This is a genomic window from Komagataeibacter sp. FNDCR2, from assembly GCF_021295395.1.
GTDB lineage: Bacteria > Pseudomonadota > Alphaproteobacteria > Acetobacterales > Acetobacteraceae > Komagataeibacter.
Genome location: NZ_JAIWOU010000001.1, coordinates 2159490 through 2178372 on the forward strand (window position 1 = coordinate 2159490; position 18883 = coordinate 2178372).

An 18883-nucleotide genomic window follows, 5' to 3' on the forward strand; every position below is an offset into this window, starting at 1 on the left:
TGCCGTCGCGTTCATATGGTGGGCGCGGACCTGTAGCCTGGGGAAATGGATCGTGACAACGGGCACAACACACCCGGTTGATGAAATGCTGCCTGCGGGCATGCTGTTCGCCTTTGGCCTCCAGCACGCGCTGGTCATGTATGCGGGCACGGTGGCGGTGCCGCTTATCTTCGCCGCCGCCATGCATCTGTCCACTACGCAGACGGTGCTGCTGATCAATTGCGGGCTCATGACATCAGGCATCGCCACGATCGTGCAGAGTGTGGGGTTCTGGAAATTCGGCTCGCGCCTGCCCATCGTGCAGGGGTCATCCTTCGCCATGCTGGCGTCCATGCTGCTGATCGGGCAGATCTACGGGGTGCGTTCGGTTTTTGGCGCGGTCATCGGCGCGGGCGTGGCCATGGTGCTTCTGGCCCCGGTCATGGCGCGGCTCATGCGGTTTTTCCCGCCGGTGGTGATCGGCTGTCTCATCACCATTATCGGGCTGACGCTGGTGCCGGTGGCGGGGCGGTGGATCGGTGGCGGGGGCGCGCCCGGCACGCCGGGGTTCGGTAGTGTCGCGAATCTGGCGCTGGCCTTCGCCACCATTCTCATCACCGTGGCGGTACAGGCATGGGGCAAGGGGTTTTTGGCCAATATCAGCGTACTGGTCGGGCTGCTGGCGGGCAGTATCCTGGCCGCGCTGTGCGGCATGGGGCATTACGGCATGGTGGCGGATGCGCCCTGGTTCGCCATCAGCACGCCCTTTGCGTTCGGCCTGCCGGAATTCCATGTCATGCCGGTGGTCATCATGCTTCTCAGCATGGTCATCATTGTGGCGGAAACCACCGGCAACTGCCTTGCGATCGGGCGGGTGGTCGATATGCCGGTAACCGATGCCACCATAGCGGGCGCGCTGCGGGCCGATGGCCTGTCCACCATCCTTGGCGGCCTGTTCAACAGCTTTCCCTATAACGCCTTTACGCAAAATACCGGCCTGATCGCCATAACCGATATCCGCAGCCGCTTTGTCGTGGCGGCGGCGGGCGTGGTCATGATCGGGCTGGGGCTGTTTCCCAAGCTGGGCGCGCTGATCGCAGCCCTCCCACCCCCGGTACTGGGCGGCTGCGGGCTGGTCATGTTCGGCATGACCACGATCGGTGGCGTGCGCGAACTGCTGCATGTCCGTTTCGAGGGGACGCGCAACGGGCTGATCGCCGCCGTGTCCATCGGGCTGGGTGTGCTGCCCATGGCGTGCCCGGACCTGTTTACCCATCTGGCCGGGCTGTGGCGGCTCCTGCTGGGCAATGGCGTGCTGCTGTGCATCCTGTCCGGCGTGCTGCTTAACCTGCTGGTGGGCGATGAGAAGCCCGGCGACGTTTCCTGAAGCGTCGTGAAAAAAGCCTCACCAAAAACTTCCTTAGGTTTTTCAGGCAGCCCTTAACGTGTCGCGCGCGGGGCTGAACCCGGCTGGATCAGCCGGATGGCGCTGCACAGCATGCCCACGAAGGCGGCGGCCGAGCCGAAGGCAAGGCAACTGCGCTCCGCATCATGCGTGATCAGGCCAAAGACCATGGCGACGCACATGGCCCCGGTGGCCTGTCCGCACTGCCGTGCGATCTGGATCATGCCCGATGCGCTGCCCGAGCGCCCGGGCGGGGCCGTGACCATCATGATACGGTTGTTGGGCGGCTGGAAAATGCCAAATCCCATGCCCGCTATCGTAATGCGCCACGCGATGTCGAACCAGCCGGGCGCGGGCGGCAGGAAATAGAGGGCCAGAAACCCGATTCCGGTCACGAACAGCCCGACCGATGACAGGATGGCCGCCGAGACCCGGTCCGCCAGCCGGCTGATAAGCGGGGCGACCGCCATGATGCCGACCGGCCACGGTGTCATGAGCAGGCCGACGATGGCCGCCGGGTAGTGAAACAGCGACTGGAGCGTAAACGGGAACGAGACCATGAACAGGTTCGAGGCGACAAAGCCGGAAAACCCGACCACCGTTCCCATGCGGAAGGCGCGGATGCGCAGCATGTCGAGCGGGAACATGGGATGCGCCTGCCCATGCTGGCGGCGCACCAGCAGCCAGCCCGCGGCCAGTCCGGTCACGACCAGCACCACGACCCGGCCACTCCCGGCATGGTGCGCCACGGAATCCCCCGCCATGATCAGCGCGCCGAAGGCCAGTACGTTGAGCAGCGCGCTTGGCGCGTCGAAGGAACCCGGATTGACGGGCGTGCGCGGCAGCGACACCAGCGCCAGAACGAGCGCCGTAAGACCCAGCGGAATGTTGATCAGGAACAGCCACGGCCATGTGGCGCAGGACAGGATGACCGAGGCGACGGTCGGCCCCGCCCCCACGCCCAGCGCCACCATCACGCCGTTGAGCGCGATCCCGCGCCCGATGATGGCGTGCGGATAGATGAAGCGGATCAGCGCGATGCTGACGCTCATGATGCATGCGCCCCCCACGCCCTGCACCGCGCGCGCCAGCGACAGGGCAAGCAGCGTGTGCGACAGCGCACAGAACACGGAAGCCACAGTGAACAGCGCCAGCCCGATCTGGCACAGCCGCGCGAATCCGATGCGCGTGCCAAGGGCCGCCATGGGCAGCAGGGAGACCACGCTGGCAAGCTGGTAGGAATTGACAATCCACACAGCCGAGGCGGGCGAGACATGGATGTCATCGGCAATGGTCGGCAGCGCCACATTGGCGATGGCGTAATCCAGCAACGCCAGCAGCACGGACAACGCCACCGCCGTCATGGCCCGGGCGCGGGCCGCACCGTGCAGGCCTTCGCCTTCGATCAGGACAGGTTTTGACTGGGGGGGCATGGCTACAGGCTTTTCGGACGGGGGGCGCTATGTTCTGCGTGGGGAACGGTATCGGCAGGCCGCCGCACGCTGTCCCGTCGGTTCATGCGGGAAAGCGTGCGCAGTGGGGTCAGTCCCGCGCCGACAGGGCGCGCTGGCCGATGTCGTGGCGGTAGATGCCATCGGGCCAGTCGATCACCTTCACCGCCGCATAGGCGCGTTCACGCGCCTGGGCCAGCGTGTCTCCCGTCGCGCAGACACTCAGCACCCGCCCGCCGGCGGCAACGATCTCGCCCCGGCTGTCCAGCTTCGTGCCCGCCTGGAACACATGCACATCCGACAGCGCCTCGGCGGCTTCGATGTTGCGGATCACGCCACCCGTAACGGGCTTGCCGGGGTAGCCGCGCGCCGCCATGACCACGCTGATCGAGGACTGGGTGGAAAAGCGGATATCCGTCCGGTCAAGCCGGCCCGCCGCCACGGCGGCCAGCGCCGCCAGCAGGTCGCTTTGCAGGCGGATCAGCAGTGCCTGCGCCTCCGGGTCGCCCAGGCGGACGTTGTATTCGATCAGTTGCGGGCCGTCCTGTGTCAGCATGAGACCCGCGAAGATGATGCCGGTAAACGGCGTGCCGCGCCGCGCCATCTCGCGCAGCATGGGGCGCACCAGCACGTCGAGCGCCGCTTCCTGCCGCGCGCGGTCGAAACCGGCGGGGGGCGAGACCGCGCCCATGCCGCCGGTATTGGGGCCGGTGTCGTTATCGCCAATACGCTTGTGGTCCTGCGCCGCGCCGATGAGTACCGCCGTCTCCCCCGCGCAGAAGGCGAACAGCGAGACTTCATCGCCCATCAGGCAGTCCTCGATCACGACGCTCTGGCCCGCCTGCCCCAGCGTGCCCTCGGTCATCATGTCGGTAATCGCCTGCTCGGCCTGTGCCAGATTCAGCGCCACGACCACGCCCTTGCCCGCCGCCAGCCCATCGGCCTTGACCACCACGGGCGCGCCGTGGCGGCGCACGTAATCCAGCGCCGGACCCGCCGCGTCGAACCGCGCCCAGCGCGCGGTGGGAATGCCCGCCGCGTCACACACTTCCTTGGTGAAGGTCTTGCTGCCCTCCAGCGCGGCGGCGGCCTGCGTGGGGCCGGCGCAGGCAATGCCCGCCTGCGCGCAGGCATCGGCAATGCCCGCCACCAGCGGGGCTTCCGGGCCGGGAATGATCAGGTCGATGCGTTCACGCTTCGCCAGCGCGATCAGGCCCGGCACGTCATCGGCCCGTATGTCGCAGTTCGTGCCCAGCGCCGCCGTGCCCGGATTGCCCGGCGCGATAAACAGGGAGTCGAGTAAGGGGGAGCGCGCGATGGCCGTGGCCATGGCATGTTCACGTCCGCCCGATCCAACCAGCAGCACCCGCATCACTCTCATTTCTCCCGTTTTTCATCTCTGCCCTTTCGGGGTGGCCGTCTCTATCATACCTTGGGGGAATGGATGAACAGTTTCCCGACTCCGGCCCGGCCATGGGCGGCAATACCCCGGAATTTTCGGTTGCCGAAATTTCTGGCGCCATCCGCCGTACGCTTGAAGGCACGTTCGGCCGCATCCGCGTGCGTGGCGAGATCACGGAGTTCAAGCGTTACCCCTCGGGGCATCTTTATTTCTCGCTCAAGGATGAGGGGGGCAAGCTCTCCGCCGTGGTATGGCGCGGTACGGTCTCGCGGCTGGGGCTAAAACCGGAAAGCGGGCTTGAAGTCGTCGCCACCGGCAAGATTTCCGCCTATGGCGAGCGTTCGTCCTACCAGATGGTGATCGACCGGCTGGAATACGCGGGCGAGGGCGCGCTGCTGGCCCGTATCGAGCGCCTGCGGCTGCGGCTGGCGGCGGAAGGGCTGTTCGATGCCGGACGCAAGCAGGCGCTGCCGTTCCTGCCGCGTGTGATCGGGGTGGTCACATCGGCGCAGGGCGCGGTGCTGCATGACATACGCACCACGATCGCGCGGCGCTTTCCCCACCCCGTTCTGGTCTGGCCGGTGCCGGTGCAGGGCGAGGGCGCGGCGGAACGGATCGCCCATGCCATTGCTGGTTTCGATGCGATCGGGGGCACGTCCGCCCTGCCGCGTCCCGATGTGCTGATTGTCGCGCGCGGCGGGGGATCGCTGGAAGACCTCATGGCCTTTAACGACGAAGCCGTGCTGCGTGCGGTGGCGGCGTGCCGCATTCCCGTCATTTCCGCCGTCGGCCACGAAACGGATACGACACTGATTGATTTCGTGTCCGACTGCCGCGCCCCCACCCCCACGGCGGCGGCCGAACTGGCGGTGCCGGTGCGCGCGGAGCTTGAGGCCGGTCTGGCGCAGCGCGACGCCCGCCTTCGCGGGGGGCTGGGGCGGAGCCTGCAACTGCTGCGCGCGCGTCTGGACCGGGCGGCGTCCGGCCTGCCCGACCTGCCCGCCGTTATGGAAAATGCGCGGCGGCGGCTGGATGACCGGGGCTACCGGCTGGATCTGGCCTGGCCCACGCATATACGTCACCTGCGCGCCAGCCTGCGCAGCGCGTCCGACCGCCTGCCCGCCCCGCAGATGATCCTGGCCCTGCGTCGCGCCGACCTTGCCCGGGTCGATACCGCCCGCCGGCAGGCGATGACCGGCTACCTGCACCGCCGGGGGGCAATGCTGCAGGGGCTGCGCGTGCCGCCCGCCGTGCTGGTGGCGCAGTGGCGGGCATGTGCCAGCCGCCTGGCGGGGGAAGGGGGGCGGCTGGCCTCCCTGTCGCCGCAGGCGGTGCTGGAGCGGGGATACGTACTGGTCACGGACCGCGCCGGCAAACCCCTGTCGCATGCCGCACAGGCGCGCAGGGCCACACAGGTGACCCTGACCTTCGCCGATGGGCAGGTCGCGGCCCGCCCCGTGCGCCCCGGCCGACCGGCGCAGGGGGATCTCGATCTCTAATGCCATGGGCAGGACATGTGATGATGCGCATCCCCTCAGCCGTTACCGGCGCTGTTTTCGTGCTGCTGGCTGGCTGCACGGGGCAGGCGGCCCATCAGCCCGCACCGCGCGGGACCACGCCGCAGGTCACGCCCGGCCGTATCCCGCCGCAGGGTTTCGCCCCTGGCCTGACGGGGGAGGAAGGCGCGCCGCCACCGGGCATCGTGCTGACAAACGATCCGTCCGCCCCGGCTGATACGCCGCTATGTGGCCATGCCGCGCGTGAGGCCAACAGCATCGGGGCCATGGTCCATCCCGATATCACGCCCGTTGTCAGCAGTTGCGCGGCCAATGCCTGTTTCGATGCGCAGACCGGCACCTATATCGCGGCCGATGGCAGCCGCCGGGTCTGCCGCTGACCCCCAATGCGACATATAGGTCATATGCCGCCATGTAAGGGTGCGGGCGGCATATTCTCATTGACTTCATCCCGCGGGATGGTTGACGCTTCCCGTCATGACCGTCCCTACATCATCCACTTCAGGTGATCCGCAGGCGACAGTGCACATGTTCCCCCTCAAGCGCATGCTGCCGCTGCGCGAGGCGGCGGAATATGTCGGTATCACGCTGCTGCGGCTGCGATGCCTGCGCCTGGTAAGGGCAGGCCCCCATGCGGCCATGCGTAATGGGCGCGATGTCATGTTCCGCGTTGAAGATCTTGATGAATATGTGGACGGGCTGTATCGCCGCGCCAATATTTCCCATGCCGAACAGGCCCGCCACCGCAATGAATGGCGCGCGCGGATAGCGGGCCTGCCCGCGGGCGCGCGCGGCCGCATATCCGATTCCTTCATGCAGATCGTGACGCGCGACGAATTTCTGGAAACCGGGGCGAACCGGGGGTTCCGCGTGCTGTTCTTCGGCGGGCTGTGCCTTATTTTCCTGTCGCATACACCGCTGATCTGGCGGCTGTAGCATAACCGCCGCGCCCATTTTGCCGCGAACGTGTTTTTTTACCTGTACGGGTATGTTCTTTCCCCATACGATCCGCTACGCAAGAAACGACGGTAGTAGAACAATAATGGATCGGATGATGACAGGTATGCGCAGCAGCATTATGGCCCGGACCGGACACGCGCGACTGCGCGGCGCGCTTTGTGGGTTGGCGCTGGCCCTGACCCCGGCCCTCGCCATGGCGCAGGACGCGGGCGGGCAGCAGCAGAGCCCCATCCTGCCCATGCCGCCGGTGCCCGAATTCAAGCCGCTGCCCGCCGGGTCGCGCCCCGCGGCGCCTGTTATCGGTATTTTCAATACGCAGCAGATCATGGCGCAGTCCCTTGCCGTGCAGAAGCTCCAGACCGAACTCGGCGCCCGGCGTGAGGCGCTGGTGCGCGATGTCCGCGCCGAGGACGGGCAGCTTCAGGCGCTGCGCCAGTCCATCATCAAGGCGGGCAAGGCCCCCACGCCCGAACAGCAGCAGGACCTGCAGAAGCGCGTGATGGCCGACCGCACCAAGTTCGGCAACCGCAACCGAATCCTGGAAGAAGACGCGCAGGTCGCGCTCAATCAGGTCCAGCGCGAGATGCAGCAGATCGTCAGCGCCATTGCCGCCGCCCGTGGCATGACCATGGTGCTGCAGGCCGGAACCGCCGCGCTGCATGATAACAGCCTTGATATCAGCGATCAGGTCGTGACCTACCTCAACCAGGCGCTGCCCACGGTCTATCTGCCCGGCCCGACCGAAGACCCCGAGGACATTGCCAAGAGCGGCAAATACCCCGTCATGCCCTTCCAGCCGCCCGCCGATAACAATGGCGGCGAATAAGACGCTATTTTAAAATAACTCACTGTAAAAAATAATAAAATTTTTCAATAGCCTGCCTGCCCCGCGATCATGGTGTCGCGGGGGCGGGGTCAGGCCAGCAGGTCCGCCGTGATCGCCCCGGTCGCCGCAATGGCGTCAGTAGCGGACAGGCGGACCAGATAACCACGCTTTCCCCCGTTTATGACGACGAAGGGCTGCGCAAGCGCCTCGGCCGCAAGGGCCGTGCGCACGCGGCGGCGCTGGCCGAAGGGGCTGATCCCGCCCACGCGGAAGCCCGTGCTGCGCTCCGCGGCCGTGGGCTGCATCATCTCGGCCGATTTGCCGCCAAAGGCCGCCGCGACCTTTTTCATGCTGAGTGTGGCGGCCACCGGCACCACCACGCAGGCGGGGCGTCCATCCACCATGACCATGAGCGTCTTGAAGACCCGCTCCGGTTCCTCGCCTATGGCGGCGGCGGCGTGATTCCCGGTCTGTCCGGCTGTGGGGTCGTATTCATATTCCACGACCGTGAACGCAATACCCGCCTTTTCCAGCGCCGTGGTGGCGGGGGTGGCCTTGCTCATGCCTGTATCTCCTGCATGGTGTCCGCCTGCACGTAAGCCCCCTGTGGCTGGGGGCCGGGCAGGCACAGGCGGATGATCTGCGGCGCAATGGCTTCGGGCCGGGACAGGCTGGCCATATCCAGCGCGGGCATGGCCAGCCTGCGCAGGCGGGTCGCGACCATGCCGGGTTCAAACAGGTTGATCCGTAGCGGACTGTCCTGCGACAGTTCACGCACCCATGTCCGTACCAGGGCGTCCTGCGCCGCGCGGGTGGCGGCCACCATGCCCCAGAATGGCGCGGGCGCATGGGCGTGGCGGTCGGTCAGGAAGACCGCGCGCCCGGCGCGCGCGCGCTCAAGCAGCGGGCCAAGCGTGCGGATCAGCCGCCATGTGGTCAGGGGGCCGGCCTGCATGGCGGCGGCCAGATCCTGTGGCCGGATATGGGGCAGGGGGGAAAGCACGCCCAGTTCCCCTGCGCAGTGGACCAGTATGTCCAGCCCCCCTTCGCCCGCCGCCACGGATGGGCCGAGCGTGTCCAGCCGGTCGCCATCCGTCAGGTCCAGCGGCAGCAGGATGGCACCCTGTCCGGTATGCTGGCGGATCAGGTCATCGGTCCGCTCCAGCCCGCCTGTCGTGCGCGCCACCATGATGCAGCGCGCCCCCGCGCGCGCCAGCGCCACGGCCACGGCCTGCCCGATGCCGCGACTGGCCCCGGTGACAAGGGCGACGCGCCCGTGCAGGTCGGGGCGGGTGGGGGAGTCGTTCATGCAGGTTCGGGGTGATGCTCGGCTTCGTAATCCACCAGTTCAATCGGGTAGTCGCCGGTGAAGCAGGCATCGCAGTAGCGGTTGCACGCCGCCTGGCGGTCCTTGTAGCCCAGCGCGCGGTACAGCCCGTCGAACGAGATGAAGGCAAGGGTGTCCACGCCAATCAGCTTGGCCATTTCATCAAGGCTGTGCTGGGCGGCGAGAAGCTGGCTGCGCTCGGGCGTGTCGATGCCGTAGAAGCACGAATGGGTGGTGGGCGGAGAGGAAATGCGCATATGCACTTCCTTCGCCCCCGCCGCGCGCACCATGTCCACGATCTTGCGCGAGGTGGTGCCGCGCACGATCGAATCATCGACCAGCACGACGCGCTTGCCATCCAGCACCGGGCGGTTGGTGGAATGCTTCAGCTTGACGCCCAGATTGCGGATCTGGTCGGTCGGCTCGATAAAGGTGCGGCCGACATAATGATTGCGGATGATACCCAGTTCAAACGGTATCCCGCTTTCCGCGGCGAACCCCATGGCGGAGGGCACGCCCGAATCCGGCACGGGTACGATCACATCGGCGTCCACGGCGCTTTCGCGCGCCAGCTCCACGCCGATCTGCTTGCGGGTGTCATACACGGCCTTGCCATCCATGACGGAATCGGGCCGGGCGAAATAGATGTATTCGAACACGCAGAAGCGCGACTGCGTGGTGGCGAAGGGGTGGACGGAGCGGATCCCTTCGTCATTGATGATCACGATCTCACCGGGTTCGACATCGCGCACGAACTCGGCCCCCACGATGTCCAGCGCGCAGGTCTCGCTGGCCAGCACCCATGCGCCCGTCGTGCCGTCTTCCTCACGGATCTGGCCAAGGATCAGCGGGCGCACGCCCAGCGGGTCACGCACGCCGATCAGCGCGTCACGCGACATGGCGATGAGCGAATACGCGCCGAGCACCTGCTTGAGCGCGTCGATCAGCCGGTCCACCACATTGGCGTAAAGCGATATGGCGATGAGGTGGATGAACACCTCGCTATCCGTGGTGGACTGGAAGATACAGCCCCGCCGCACCAGCGCCTTGCGCAGGGTCTCGGCATTGGTCAGGTTGCCGTTATGGGCGACGGCAAGGCCACCGAACTCAAAATCGGCAAAAAGCGGCTGCACGTTACGGATCAGCGTCGCACCCGTGGTGGCGTACCGGTTATGCCCCACCGCACAGTGGCCCGGCAGCGTGGCCATGACGCGGGAATCGCCAAACACGTCGCCCACCAGCCCGAGACCCTTGTGGGTATGGAAGCGTTCCCCATCGTAGGACACGATGCCGGTGGCTTCCTGCCCGCGATGCTGGAGCGCATGCAGGCCGAGCGCCGTCAGCGCGGCGGCGTCCTTGGTGTTCCATACGCCAAAGACGCCACATTCCTCATGCGGCTTGTCATCATCATGACGCCACTGCGCGGCGATGTCGTCGCGTTCGGGCTGCGTGGTCGGGTTACCGGAAACAGCATGGAAGCAGGGACGGGACATGGTCAGCGATCTTTCCTTGACGGACGGGGGCGGCGGGTACCGACGAAAGGTTCAGATGGGCGCGTCATGCCGCGTCCCGGCGGGTTGCGCAAGATGCGCGGGGAAGTTATCGGGCGTAAAGGCCCGCAGATACGTCATGCTGCGGCCGATAAGGGGGACAATCCGGCTGGTGCGCATCACTTCGGGCCATTCGGTCCGGGGCATGAGGGCGGTTATGCCCCCATACAGGATGACAAGGCAGATATAGCCGCGCGCCAGCCCGAACAGCAGGCCCAGCACGCTATCGAGTCCGGACAGGATGGACCCCTGCACCGCCCGCCCCGAGAGATGGGCAGTGGTGGTGAAAATGACAAGAAGGAAGAGAAACAGCACGGCGAAGGACGCCATCGCGGCCAGCGTATGGTTGCTGATCCACTGGCTGGCATAGGGCACCAGCACGCCATACCACGCCACGGCCAGCACCGTGGCCATGACCCAGGCGGCCAGCCCCAGCACCTCGCGCGAGAAACCACGCACCGCGCCCACTATTGCCGACAGGCCGACAATAGCGGCGGCTATGATGTCAATCCAGTTCATGCATGCCGGACAGGGTGAATGCCGGCCGGCCTGCAACGGGCATGGACCCGGTCATCTGTCGCGATATTCCCTGCTGTTCCGTCAGCGGCCAGCTTATGCCACCCGCCTGCCCCAGCGCATAGGCCAAAAAATGGATTCCAGCCATTTCATGTAACCATACGCCCGGTTTCAGGGCAGTTTGGTGGTGCGGATTTTCCATGGCCGCCTGCGCGCGCCCGGCGGGATGGACCCGCGTTCGGCCATGTTGAGGGCAAGGAGCAGGTTGCCCATGCGGGTGCGCCGGTCGAGTTCGATCCACACATCTTCCGCATTGAGATCATGGGCCGCCCAGATTTCCAGCAGGTGGGTCAGCACGTCGGCGCTATGGCGGACAAGATCGGGGCGGTCCCCGGTCATGAGGTCCATCACACATTTTTCGGCGGCACAGGCGAACGCCCGCCCGGCCTGGCGGCTGGTCGCCTGGTCTGGCGTCGCGCGGTTGCGGGGGCGGCGCAGCCGGTCATGCAACCGGCCGAGCACATGGGTCGCACCCGGCTGGTCGGACGGTGTGTGACGGGAAGGTGACATGACACGATGATGGACATTATTCCCCCCGCCGGTCAACAAGTCCCGATGCGGCGGGATCAGGGCCCCCGGTGCAGCTTGGTACCAAACAGCCGATCGAGGAAAATGGCGGTAATGGCAAAATTTGCTTCCGGTTCCACGCAATGATGCTGGATGTGATGCTTTTTTATGGCGCGTAGCACCGAAACCCGCATGGGGAGCTGATGGCAGGCATAATGCACGATGTCATAACAGACATAGCCCAGAATGAACCCGCCCGCGATGCTGCCCCCCGTGGCCCTGCCGGCGCACAGGACGGCAAGGCCCCACACCCCTGCCGCCAGTGGAATGGATACGCTCAGTGGCATGAGGTTGCGCAGCGGATGGTTGGGCTGGAGGTGATGGTTGCCGTGCAGAAGGAAGATCAGCTTCCTGCCCATGTCCGAATCGAGGCGGAGATGGAAAACGAAGCGGTGGATCAGATATTCCACCACGAACCAGCTTGCCAGGCCGCCCGCCGTGTTCAGCACGAAACTTTCGAACGACCGGCTGGCCCCGGCGTCCACGGCAAGGACGACAGCCAGCACGACCATCCAGACCAGTAAAAAGGTCTGGAAGGAAACCTGCGTCAGTCGTTCAAGAAGCGCGTTCTGGAACAGCCGGACGGGAACTTCATCATGCGATTTATGCTGATGCGCCATATTCCCATTTCCTACGGGCATTATTTTTTGACTGTATTAAACCTGTTCCACAATTCATGGCCTTAATAAGACCGAGCCAATATCATGAAACATCCCCTGCTGACATTGTGCCCTGTCTGAAGACCACTTTTCCGCCTCTATAGCTACAGAAGGGGAAAAGTTGCCATGAAAAATAAAAACCCTGTTAATGGAAAGGCCGAACACTACACGTATTTCCACCATAGACGCATTCTCTTTCATTTGCCAGATTTCCGATGGATAATGGTGGAATGTCATCCTGTGTGTCCGCCCGGTCCCCTTCCGTGCCCGTCTGGGTTGATGGTCGCAATATCGGCAGGCGGGGCGGCACCGGCATAGCAACCTATGCGCAGGGCCTGCTGGACAGCCTGAACGCGGGTGGGATCGGGGCTGCGTGCCTGCTGGACCATGCGCCCGGCCAGCCCTCCCCGCCCGTGGGCGGGATGATCCGCAAACTGGCCCGTTTCGCCCATGCCCTGCGGCCTGAAATGCGGATGGAAGATGTTTTTCCCCCCTTCTGCGCGGATATGTACCGCATCGCGCATGTCCGTAACGCCACATGGGGCAGGCAGATGGCGCTCCGTGCGGCTGTACCGCCAACCGTCATGCACTGGACGTCCCCGCTGCCGTTACGGCTGGAGGGCGCGCTGAACATCACCACGGTTCATGACCTGATCCCCCTGACCAGCCCGGGCCTGACCGGCATTGACAGCCGCCGTTTCCGCGCCACCCTGAATACCCTGTTCGCGACCATGGATATCGTGGCGACCGTATCCGAAACCACGCGGCAGGAGATACTGGCCCATTTCTCCCTTCCCGCCGAACGGGTGGTCAATCTCTACCAGCTTGTCGATATCCCGGCCCCGGTCCTGCCCGCCATCCGGCAGGCCGCTCCTGTGGCCGAGCCGGGCTGCTTCGTTGTCGTGGGCCGGGTTGAGGCGCGCAAGAACATTGAACGCCTGATCGCCGCCCATGCGCAGTGCGGCACGCGCCGCGCACTGGTCATCATCGGGCCGGATGGGGATGACCGGCCGCGCTGCACCACCATGGGCGGGGCGCCGGTACGCCGGGTGCAGTGGTGTGAACGGCTGTCGCTCCTGCGTGCGATCCATGACGCGCATGCGCTGCTGCTGCCCTCGCTGGCCGAAGGGTTCGGCCTGCCGATCGTGGAGGCCATGGCGCTTGGCACCCCCGTCCTTACCTCCCGTAGCGGAGCGACCGAGGAAATCGCCGGAGGGGCCGCGCTGCTGGTTGACCCGACCGACACCGCCGATATCGCCCGTGGCATGGCGGCCCTGGACAGTGATGACCCCAATGACCCGCTCCGGGCACGGCTGATCGCGGATGGGTATGAAAGGGCCGATTTCTTTTCGGCCCCCCGGCAGGGGCGGCGGTTCGTGGATTTTTACCGCTCCCTGGGGGTTTCGGGACATGAAAGATTCTGATGGTTTCTTCTTCCCCAAAAAAAACAGGCCTAACCCGTTTCCAGGGCATGCCGTTCGATCACGCCATGCAGTTCGGCGGGAGACAGGGCCTGCGCCGCTGCCGCGTGGCTGGCGCGCGCCACGGGAAAATCAATCACGACAAAGGGCGTATCACGTTCTTTTCCCGGTTCGACCGATCCGGGGATGGAGGGGCGATGGTCGCCAAAAAATACCAGTGTCGCGGTCCGTCCCGTTGCTTCCAGCCCCTTTGCCAGCCGGTCCAGCATGCGGTCGCTTCCTTCCAGATGCCGCAGGTAATGGGCAAGGCCCCCGCCTTCGCCTTTCGGCCAGGGGCCGTGGTTTTCCATCGTCACGACATACAGGAATAATGGCTGCGTGGCTTTATCGACCCGTTGCAGGACCGCATCGGCCACATCGCAATCGGGCGTATAGGGCATGGAAAGGGAGGCGGCATGCGCAAAGGCCGCCCCCCCCACGAGTTCGTGGAACCCGATGGCGGGCATGAGGTGGTCACGACTGTAGAAGCCCAGGTTATGGGGGTGCATGAAAACCGTCTCATACCCCGCGTGGCCCAGCCGGTAGGGCAGGGCGAAGTCCCTTTCCCGCCCGGCGGTCAGGAACGGATCGAAATAACGAAAGCCGAGATCCGCCTCGCCGCGTCCGAACAGGACGCCGTATTCGGTCCGCATCGTGTAAGCGCCAAAGCCGCTGACCTCCAGCGTCCCCCAGGCGGAGGCGAGCTGACGCGCCTGATCCAGACCGGGCATGGGCGGGATTGCAACATCGCGTCCCAAACCCAGCCTGCGTGGGTCGGCAAAGGATTCGCACTGCACCACCACCACAATGTCGCGCCGGGGCCGGGTTGACGGGCTGATGGGGGGCGGTGGCCTGCCGTCCGGTTCCGCCTGCCAGCGGTGCCAGTAGAGATGGAGCGAACCGACCAGGCCCAGACGGGTGATGTCCGCTTGGGCGTCGGGCACGGGCGCCCAGCGGGTGCGGGGTATCATGCGCAGGCCGATGAATGACCCCATGGCCATGAGCGCGCCAGACAGCCGCATGCCCGCATGCAGGCCCTGACACGCAACATGGATGAACAGCGCCGGAAGCAGCAGCACAATGGCCACCACCGCCACGCGCGCGGGCAGGGGAACGGAAAACAGGTAGAATTTCGGATTTCGTAAAAAGCTCCGCGCCACCACGACATCACTGAACAGCAGCGGTTCGCCAAGCAGGGAGAACTTGATGTTGGAGGCGATGACCCCGACCAGCACACCCAGCACCATCACGCAGGCGGACAGCCATACCGAACCCGAGATCAGCACGCACCAGCCGAACAGCCCCCCCATGACCAGACCATGCAGAACCAGCCGGGGGCGGGACCACAGGCCGCGCCCCACCGGGCGGGTCAGGTGTTCCATGAAAAACGTTATGCAGAACGCCCCCATGAAAACGGCGATGGATAACCCGAAGTCTGACGCAAATCCCATGTCGGCACCATATTCCGCCGCGTAAAATGGGTCGAGCGCCGTATGCGCGCGGGGCAGGGGGCTAGACCAGGGCGTTGCGCCAGGCGCTGACGGCGTTCATGCCTGTTTTCAGCAGTTCCTCCGCACGCCGTGGGCTGTCGGCCTCGACATAGACCCGCAGTTCCGGCGCATTGCCCGAGGGACGGAGATGGATGATCTCTCCCTGATCGAAGGTCATGCGCAGGCCATCGGTCCGATCCACATGCGAAAGCGCGCCGCAGGCTTGGGTAAAGCCCAGCGCGGCCGCGCCCTGCGTCGGGTTTTCGGCCAGTTGGGCAATCTGCGCCTGACTTTGCGCGGTCGGCATTTCGACCAGACGGTCGCTCAACGTAAAGCGCCGGGGCAGGGTGTTGACGAGTGCTTCCAGATCCCCGCCCCCCGCGCGCGCGGCCACAAGCGCGCAGATCATGGGCAGGACGGAATCGCGTGTCGGCAGGGCGGCCAGCGTGCGCCCGTCGCGTTCCACGTCGCTGGCCAGAAGGAAGCCGCCATTGGCCTCGAAACCGACCGAGGGCACGTCCCCCGCCTGTGCGGCCTCCGTCATGGCGGCCACGACGAAGGGGGAGCCGATGCGGGTGCGGTGGACGGTTTTCGCGAACCCGGCCTGTTCCAGCGCCGTGTTGCTGCTGACCGGCGTGGTGACGGCGGCAGCGCCCAGCGCACGGGCGGCAAGGATGCCCAGCACGTCCCCGCGCAGCCAGTTCCCGGCCCGGTCGGCCAGAAGCGGGCGGTCGGAATCCCCATCGGTTGTCACGATGGCGTCCAGCGTGCCATCGGCGGCCCATTCGCGGGCAAGGGCCGTGTCTTCAGGCCGCACGGCTTCGGTATCGACGGGCGTGAAACTGTCCGTCCGGCCCAGCGGCACGGCCCTGCCGCCCAGCGCCTCGATGATTTCAACCAGCACGTCCCGCCCCACGGCGGAATGCTGGTAGACGCCCAGCGTCAGGCCCGACAGGGCGTCGGGGCCAAAGAAATCGCGGTACCGCGCCACGAAGGCGGAACCGACATCCGTGACATCGGGCAACGCCACCGGGATCACGAGCGTACCCGTGGCGTCGAAGCACCCATCGGGGAGGGTGACATCGCATTCGCGCATCGCGGCTTCATCGGATTTGAGGAATTCGCCGTGCGCGCGGTTGAATTTGATGCCGTTGCGGTCCGCCGGGATATGGCTGCCCGTCACCATGAGCGAGGGGATCCCGCGCGAGAAAGCATGCAGGCAGAGCGCGGGCGTGGGAACGAAACCACAAAAAACCGGCTCCCCCTTCATATACCGGATGGCGGCCACGCAGGCGCGGATGATGCGCGGCGTACTGGGGCGCAGGTCGCCCGCTATGGCGACCTGCGTGCCGGGGGCGAATTCCCCAAGCTGCGCGAGATGTTTGAGATAGCCCACCGTATAGGCGAAGCAGACCGAATCCTTCATTGCGCTGACAAGGCCGCGCGCGCCGCTGGTTCCAAAGGCCACGCCTGACTGCTGCATCCACTGGGCTATTTTCATGGGATTTTTTTTCTCGCAATTCTGCTGTTGTTCAAAACGGGCATTTTCCGGAGTCTCCCGCAACGGGCGCCCGTGGGGAACCAACAGGAAAGGCAGGGCAGGGTTGTGGGAGGGGGCGGGATATTTCTTCAGGGCTGTTAAGCCATCATTAAGCAAATTCAATTATGTGCAGTAGTTCGCAATATATTGCCACAAATTCTTATCGGTATTACCTGCCGCGCTCTCCTCTGGGGGCTTTCAAACAGCCCCTTAACAGTGGCGTTGATGCTGTATTTTCACGTTCAGGGCTGCCGGGTCGTCCTGCACCCCATGCAAAAAAAAGCAGGGGGCGCACCCTTCTCTTTTCGTTCATGACGAACATATAATAAAACGGATTTTACCCGGACGACATGATCACGGAACAGTCGTGCCGGCAGGTCGGAAGGCAGGCAGACGCGCCGGATGGAACGAAATTATTGAGAACTGCCGATGGACTTCCCTTATTAAGATCTCCCCCGATACGGGAGCGGATGCCCGCCCTCTCCACCATCCGCGCCGATGACACGATAACCGATCCGGCACGGCCTGACCCGGACTGGTTGGAAATTGCCGATCTGGTTGTCAAAAAGCGTATCGGCGGGGCTTTCTGGCATCCCCCGGCGCCCCTGACGCGCCCGGTAGTGGTATGTGATGGCGGGAGACACGCGGGCGGCGGGCAGAAGGCGCTGGGGAAACTGCTGTCATGGGTGCTGCGGCATCATGCGGCAGCCGAGATCGTGCTGGTCGCGCCGCACCCGCATGGCTGTGCTGTCGGCATGGCGCGGCGGCGGGGCGTGGCGGTGGTGTCCGCGCGCACCGATCCGCATACGCTGCTGGATGGCGCGGCGCGGATTTATGGTACGGGCCTGTCGGATCTGGCTGATCTGGGGGCGCTGCGGGGCCTTGCGGTCATGCGGCATGATGGGTCGGATCATCCCCCCCTGCCGTGGACCCGGGCCGATGCCAGCCGCAGGCTGGTTGCAGGTACCGACTACATCAACCCCTATACGCGCGGGGCAATGGGGTGTCGCGACGCCATTGCGGTTCTTGATCTGTGGCGGCGGACCATCCTGTCCAACCGGCGGATTGCCGCATGCGCCGGTATGTCGCTGTGGAAACGCCGCCGTATTGCGGAACTGTTTGCAACCGCGCCGGGGTATCCCCCGTTTATCCGTCGTCCGGCGGCCCTTTGGCGGTTGGCGTCACGCATGGGCGGGGCCCATGCACGGGGGGTGGCCGTATGGGCAACACGCATGCCGCAGGGACTTGAGGAAATGGCATGCCAGGCGGGACTTGAAATCTGGCGCGTGGAAGACGGGTTCATCCGTTCCGTGGGCCTGGGCAGCGGGCTGCAGGTGCCGTGCTCGATCTTTCTGGACCGTAGGGGCATCTATTACGACCCCTCCCGTCCCAGCGACCTGGAACATATTCTGGCCACCCATTCCTTTGACGCGGAACTGCGCGGGCGTGCGCGCGCACTGATCGCGCGCATTGTCGCCGGTGGCATTTCCAAATACGGCGTGGATACGGGCGGGGACGCCCCTGTGGGCCTGCCGGGCCGGATGCCCGGCCAGCGTGTCATTCTGGTGCCCGGACAGGTCAGCGACGACATGTCCGTCCGGTTGGGGGGTGGGCGCATTGCCAGCAACCTCGACCTGCTGCGTGCGGTGCGATCCCAAAATATCGACGCATTCATAATCTACCGTCCCCATCCTGATGTCGATGCGGGCCATCGCGCCGGGGCGCTGGATGAGTCGGAAGTGGGGGAATACGTGGATCAGATCAGCCGGGGGGGAGCAATCTCCACCCTTCTGTCGCGGGTGGATGAAGTCCATACCCTGACATCCCTTACGGGATTCGAGGCGCTGCTTCGTGGCCTGCGTGTCGTGACCTATGGCGCGCCATTTTATGCCGGGTGGGGCCTGACCACGGATTTCGGCCCGGTGCCCCGTTCACGGCGCTATCGCAGCCTTGCACTGGAGGAACTTGTGGCGGGCACGCTCCTCCTCTATCCGTCCTATATTGATCCTGTTACCCGACTGCCATGTGAACCTGAAATGCTGATTGACAGAATTCAAGATATACGGTTGTGGCGTCCCACTTTTTTAATGAGGGTTCGCGAAATGCAGGGTCGCGCCAGATGCTGGCTTGGCCGCGCGGGAACGCGTGGCGTCAAAGACGTGAAGAAAGGCTAG

At 65.1% G+C, this 18883-nt stretch carries 18 protein-coding genes; 7 read left to right on the plus strand and 11 right to left on the minus strand.

Annotated elements, in window-relative coordinates; translation table 11 throughout:
• Nucleotides 1-52 precede the first annotated feature (52 nt).
• The gene (locus tag LDL28_RS10255; protein WP_233058458.1) at nucleotides 53-1366 is read left to right on the plus strand and encodes a nucleobase:cation symporter-2 family protein; all 1314 of its coding nucleotides are present in this window, start codon (nucleotides 53-55) and stop codon (nucleotides 1364-1366) included.
• Between the two features lie 53 nt (nucleotides 1367-1419).
• Here the strand turns inward: LDL28_RS10255 and LDL28_RS10260 are convergent, their stop codons facing one another.
• On the minus strand, nucleotides 1420-2817 hold the full coding sequence (locus tag LDL28_RS10260; protein WP_233058459.1) for an MFS transporter: 1398 nt from the start codon (nucleotides 2815-2817) through the stop codon (nucleotides 1420-1422).
• A 109-nt stretch (nucleotides 2818-2926) separates the two neighbouring features.
• Nucleotides 2927-4207 (minus strand): phosphoribosylamine--glycine ligase, encoded by a 1281-nt coding sequence (gene purD / locus LDL28_RS10265; RefSeq protein ID WP_233059265.1) that lies wholly within the window; start codon nucleotides 4205-4207, stop codon nucleotides 2927-2929.
• A gap of 68 nt (nucleotides 4208-4275) precedes the next feature.
• On the opposite strand from purD, the gene xseA reads away from it, so the two are divergent.
• The 4 genes from xseA to LDL28_RS10285 all read left to right on the plus strand — a co-directional run bounded on the left by xseA (nucleotide 4276) and on the right by LDL28_RS10285 (nucleotide 7540).
• Nucleotides 4276-5736 (plus strand): exodeoxyribonuclease VII large subunit, encoded by a 1461-nt coding sequence (gene xseA / locus LDL28_RS10270; RefSeq protein WP_233058460.1) that lies wholly within the window; start codon nucleotides 4276-4278, stop codon nucleotides 5734-5736.
• 20 nt (nucleotides 5737-5756) lie between these two features.
• The gene (locus tag LDL28_RS10275; protein ID WP_370636311.1) at nucleotides 5757-6134 is read left to right on the plus strand and encodes a hypothetical protein; all 378 of its coding nucleotides are present in this window, start codon (nucleotides 5757-5759) and stop codon (nucleotides 6132-6134) included.
• Nucleotides 6135-6282: 148 nt separating this feature from the next.
• On the plus strand, nucleotides 6283-6690 hold the full coding sequence (locus LDL28_RS10280) for a DNA-binding protein (protein WP_233058461.1): 408 nt from the start codon (nucleotides 6283-6285) through the stop codon (nucleotides 6688-6690).
• Between the two features lie 127 nt (nucleotides 6691-6817).
• Nucleotides 6818-7540, plus strand: coding sequence for an OmpH family outer membrane protein (locus tag LDL28_RS10285; protein ID WP_233058462.1), 723 nt, complete (start codon nucleotides 6818-6820; stop codon nucleotides 7538-7540).
• 89 nt (nucleotides 7541-7629) lie between these two features.
• Here LDL28_RS10285 and ybaK read toward each other — a convergent pair whose 3' ends face one another.
• The 7 genes from ybaK to LDL28_RS10320 are packed head-to-tail and all read right to left on the minus strand — an operon-like array spanning nucleotide 7630 to nucleotide 12180.
• A complete protein-coding gene (ybaK, locus tag LDL28_RS10290; RefSeq protein ID WP_233058463.1) occupies nucleotides 7630-8103 on the minus strand; it encodes a Cys-tRNA(Pro) deacylase in 474 nt (157 codons plus the stop codon).
• Nucleotides 8100-8849: an SDR family NAD(P)-dependent oxidoreductase gene (locus LDL28_RS10295; RefSeq protein ID WP_233058464.1), complete on the minus strand. Its 750-nt coding sequence runs from the start codon at nucleotides 8847-8849 to the stop codon at nucleotides 8100-8102. Before LDL28_RS10295 ends, ybaK begins: the two co-directional genes overlap by 4 nt.
• The gene (purF, locus tag LDL28_RS10300) at nucleotides 8846-10360 is read right to left on the minus strand and encodes an amidophosphoribosyltransferase (RefSeq protein ID WP_233058465.1); all 1515 of its coding nucleotides are present in this window, start codon (nucleotides 10358-10360) and stop codon (nucleotides 8846-8848) included. The genes LDL28_RS10295 and purF overlap by 4 nt, the downstream gene beginning before the upstream one ends.
• A 51-nt stretch (nucleotides 10361-10411) precedes the next feature.
• Complete coding sequence (locus LDL28_RS10305) at nucleotides 10412-10936, minus strand: CvpA family protein (protein ID WP_233058466.1); 525 nt, start codon at nucleotides 10934-10936, stop codon at nucleotides 10412-10414.
• Complete coding sequence (locus LDL28_RS10310; protein WP_233058467.1) at nucleotides 10923-11081, minus strand: hypothetical protein; 159 nt, start codon at nucleotides 11079-11081, stop codon at nucleotides 10923-10925. The genes LDL28_RS10305 and LDL28_RS10310 overlap by 14 nt, the downstream gene beginning before the upstream one ends.
• Nucleotides 11082-11104: 23 nt before the next feature.
• Nucleotides 11105-11503: a phosphoribosyl-ATP pyrophosphatase gene (locus tag LDL28_RS10315; RefSeq protein ID WP_233058468.1), complete on the minus strand. Its 399-nt coding sequence runs from the start codon at nucleotides 11501-11503 to the stop codon at nucleotides 11105-11107.
• A 56-nt stretch (nucleotides 11504-11559) separates the two neighbouring features.
• Nucleotides 11560-12180 carry a sterol desaturase family protein gene (locus LDL28_RS10320; protein WP_233058469.1) on the minus strand — a complete coding sequence of 207 codons (621 nt, stop codon included), beginning with the start codon at nucleotides 12178-12180 and terminating at the stop codon, nucleotides 11560-11562.
• 269 nt (nucleotides 12181-12449) lie between these two features.
• Between LDL28_RS10320 and LDL28_RS10325 the strand changes: the two genes are divergently transcribed.
• The gene (locus LDL28_RS10325) at nucleotides 12450-13643 is read left to right on the plus strand and encodes a glycosyltransferase family 1 protein (RefSeq protein ID WP_233058470.1); all 1194 of its coding nucleotides are present in this window, start codon (nucleotides 12450-12452) and stop codon (nucleotides 13641-13643) included.
• A gap of 29 nt (nucleotides 13644-13672) precedes the next feature.
• On the opposite strand, the gene LDL28_RS10330 is transcribed toward LDL28_RS10325, so the two are convergent.
• Both LDL28_RS10330 and LDL28_RS10335 read right to left on the minus strand, forming a co-directional pair.
• On the minus strand, nucleotides 13673-15130 hold the full coding sequence (locus LDL28_RS10330) for an LTA synthase family protein (protein WP_233058471.1): 1458 nt from the start codon (nucleotides 15128-15130) through the stop codon (nucleotides 13673-13675).
• A 61-nt stretch (nucleotides 15131-15191) separates the two neighbouring features.
• On the minus strand, nucleotides 15192-16652 hold the full coding sequence (locus tag LDL28_RS10335; protein ID WP_233059267.1) for a phosphomannomutase: 1461 nt from the start codon (nucleotides 16650-16652) through the stop codon (nucleotides 15192-15194).
• Between the two features lie 527 nt (nucleotides 16653-17179).
• Here LDL28_RS10335 and LDL28_RS10340 point away from each other — a divergent pair.
• A complete protein-coding gene (locus tag LDL28_RS10340) occupies nucleotides 17180-18883 on the plus strand; it encodes a hypothetical protein (RefSeq protein WP_233058472.1) in 1704 nt (567 codons plus the stop codon).

What these genes read in the sequence shown, in the direction of transcription:
- LDL28_RS10325 (WP_233058470.1), top strand. Translation starts at nt 12,450, where the DNA reads ATGTCATCCTGTGTGTCCGCCCGGTCCCCTTCCGTGCCCGTCTGGGTT.
- LDL28_RS10275 (WP_370636311.1), top strand. Translation starts at nt 5,757, where the DNA reads ATGATGCGCATCCCCTCAGCCGTTACCGGCGCTGTTTTCGTGCTGCTG.
- purD (WP_233059265.1), bottom strand. Translation starts at nt 4,207, where the DNA reads ATGCGGGTGCTGCTGGTTGGATCGGGCGGACGTGAACATGCCATGGCC.
- ybaK (WP_233058463.1), bottom strand. Translation starts at nt 8,103, where the DNA reads ATGAGCAAGGCCACCCCCGCCACCACGGCGCTGGAAAAGGCGGGTATT.
- LDL28_RS10295 (WP_233058464.1), bottom strand. Translation starts at nt 8,849, where the DNA reads ATGAACGACTCCCCCACCCGCCCCGACCTGCACGGGCGCGTCGCCCTT.
- LDL28_RS10320 (WP_233058469.1), bottom strand. Translation starts at nt 12,180, where the DNA reads ATGGCGCATCAGCATAAATCGCATGATGAAGTTCCCGTCCGGCTGTTC.
- LDL28_RS10335 (WP_233059267.1), bottom strand. Translation starts at nt 16,652, where the DNA reads ATGCAGCAGTCAGGCGTGGCCTTTGGAACCAGCGGCGCGCGCGGCCTT.
- LDL28_RS10310 (WP_233058467.1), bottom strand. Translation starts at nt 11,081, where the DNA reads ATGGCTGGAATCCATTTTTTGGCCTATGCGCTGGGGCAGGCGGGTGGC.
- LDL28_RS10285 (WP_233058462.1), top strand. Translation starts at nt 6,818, where the DNA reads ATGCGCAGCAGCATTATGGCCCGGACCGGACACGCGCGACTGCGCGGC.
- LDL28_RS10260 (WP_233058459.1), bottom strand. Translation starts at nt 2,817, where the DNA reads ATGCCCCCCCAGTCAAAACCTGTCCTGATCGAAGGCGAAGGCCTGCAC.
- LDL28_RS10340 (WP_233058472.1), top strand. Translation starts at nt 17,180, where the DNA reads ATGCCCGCCCTCTCCACCATCCGCGCCGATGACACGATAACCGATCCG.
- LDL28_RS10330 (WP_233058471.1), bottom strand. Translation starts at nt 15,130, where the DNA reads ATGGGATTTGCGTCAGACTTCGGGTTATCCATCGCCGTTTTCATGGGG.
- LDL28_RS10315 (WP_233058468.1), bottom strand. Translation starts at nt 11,503, where the DNA reads ATGTCACCTTCCCGTCACACACCGTCCGACCAGCCGGGTGCGACCCAT.
- LDL28_RS10280 (WP_233058461.1), top strand. Translation starts at nt 6,283, where the DNA reads ATGTTCCCCCTCAAGCGCATGCTGCCGCTGCGCGAGGCGGCGGAATAT.
- LDL28_RS10305 (WP_233058466.1), bottom strand. Translation starts at nt 10,936, where the DNA reads ATGAACTGGATTGACATCATAGCCGCCGCTATTGTCGGCCTGTCGGCA.
- purF (WP_233058465.1), bottom strand. Translation starts at nt 10,360, where the DNA reads ATGTCCCGTCCCTGCTTCCATGCTGTTTCCGGTAACCCGACCACGCAG.
- xseA (WP_233058460.1), top strand. Translation starts at nt 4,276, where the DNA reads ATGGATGAACAGTTTCCCGACTCCGGCCCGGCCATGGGCGGCAATACC.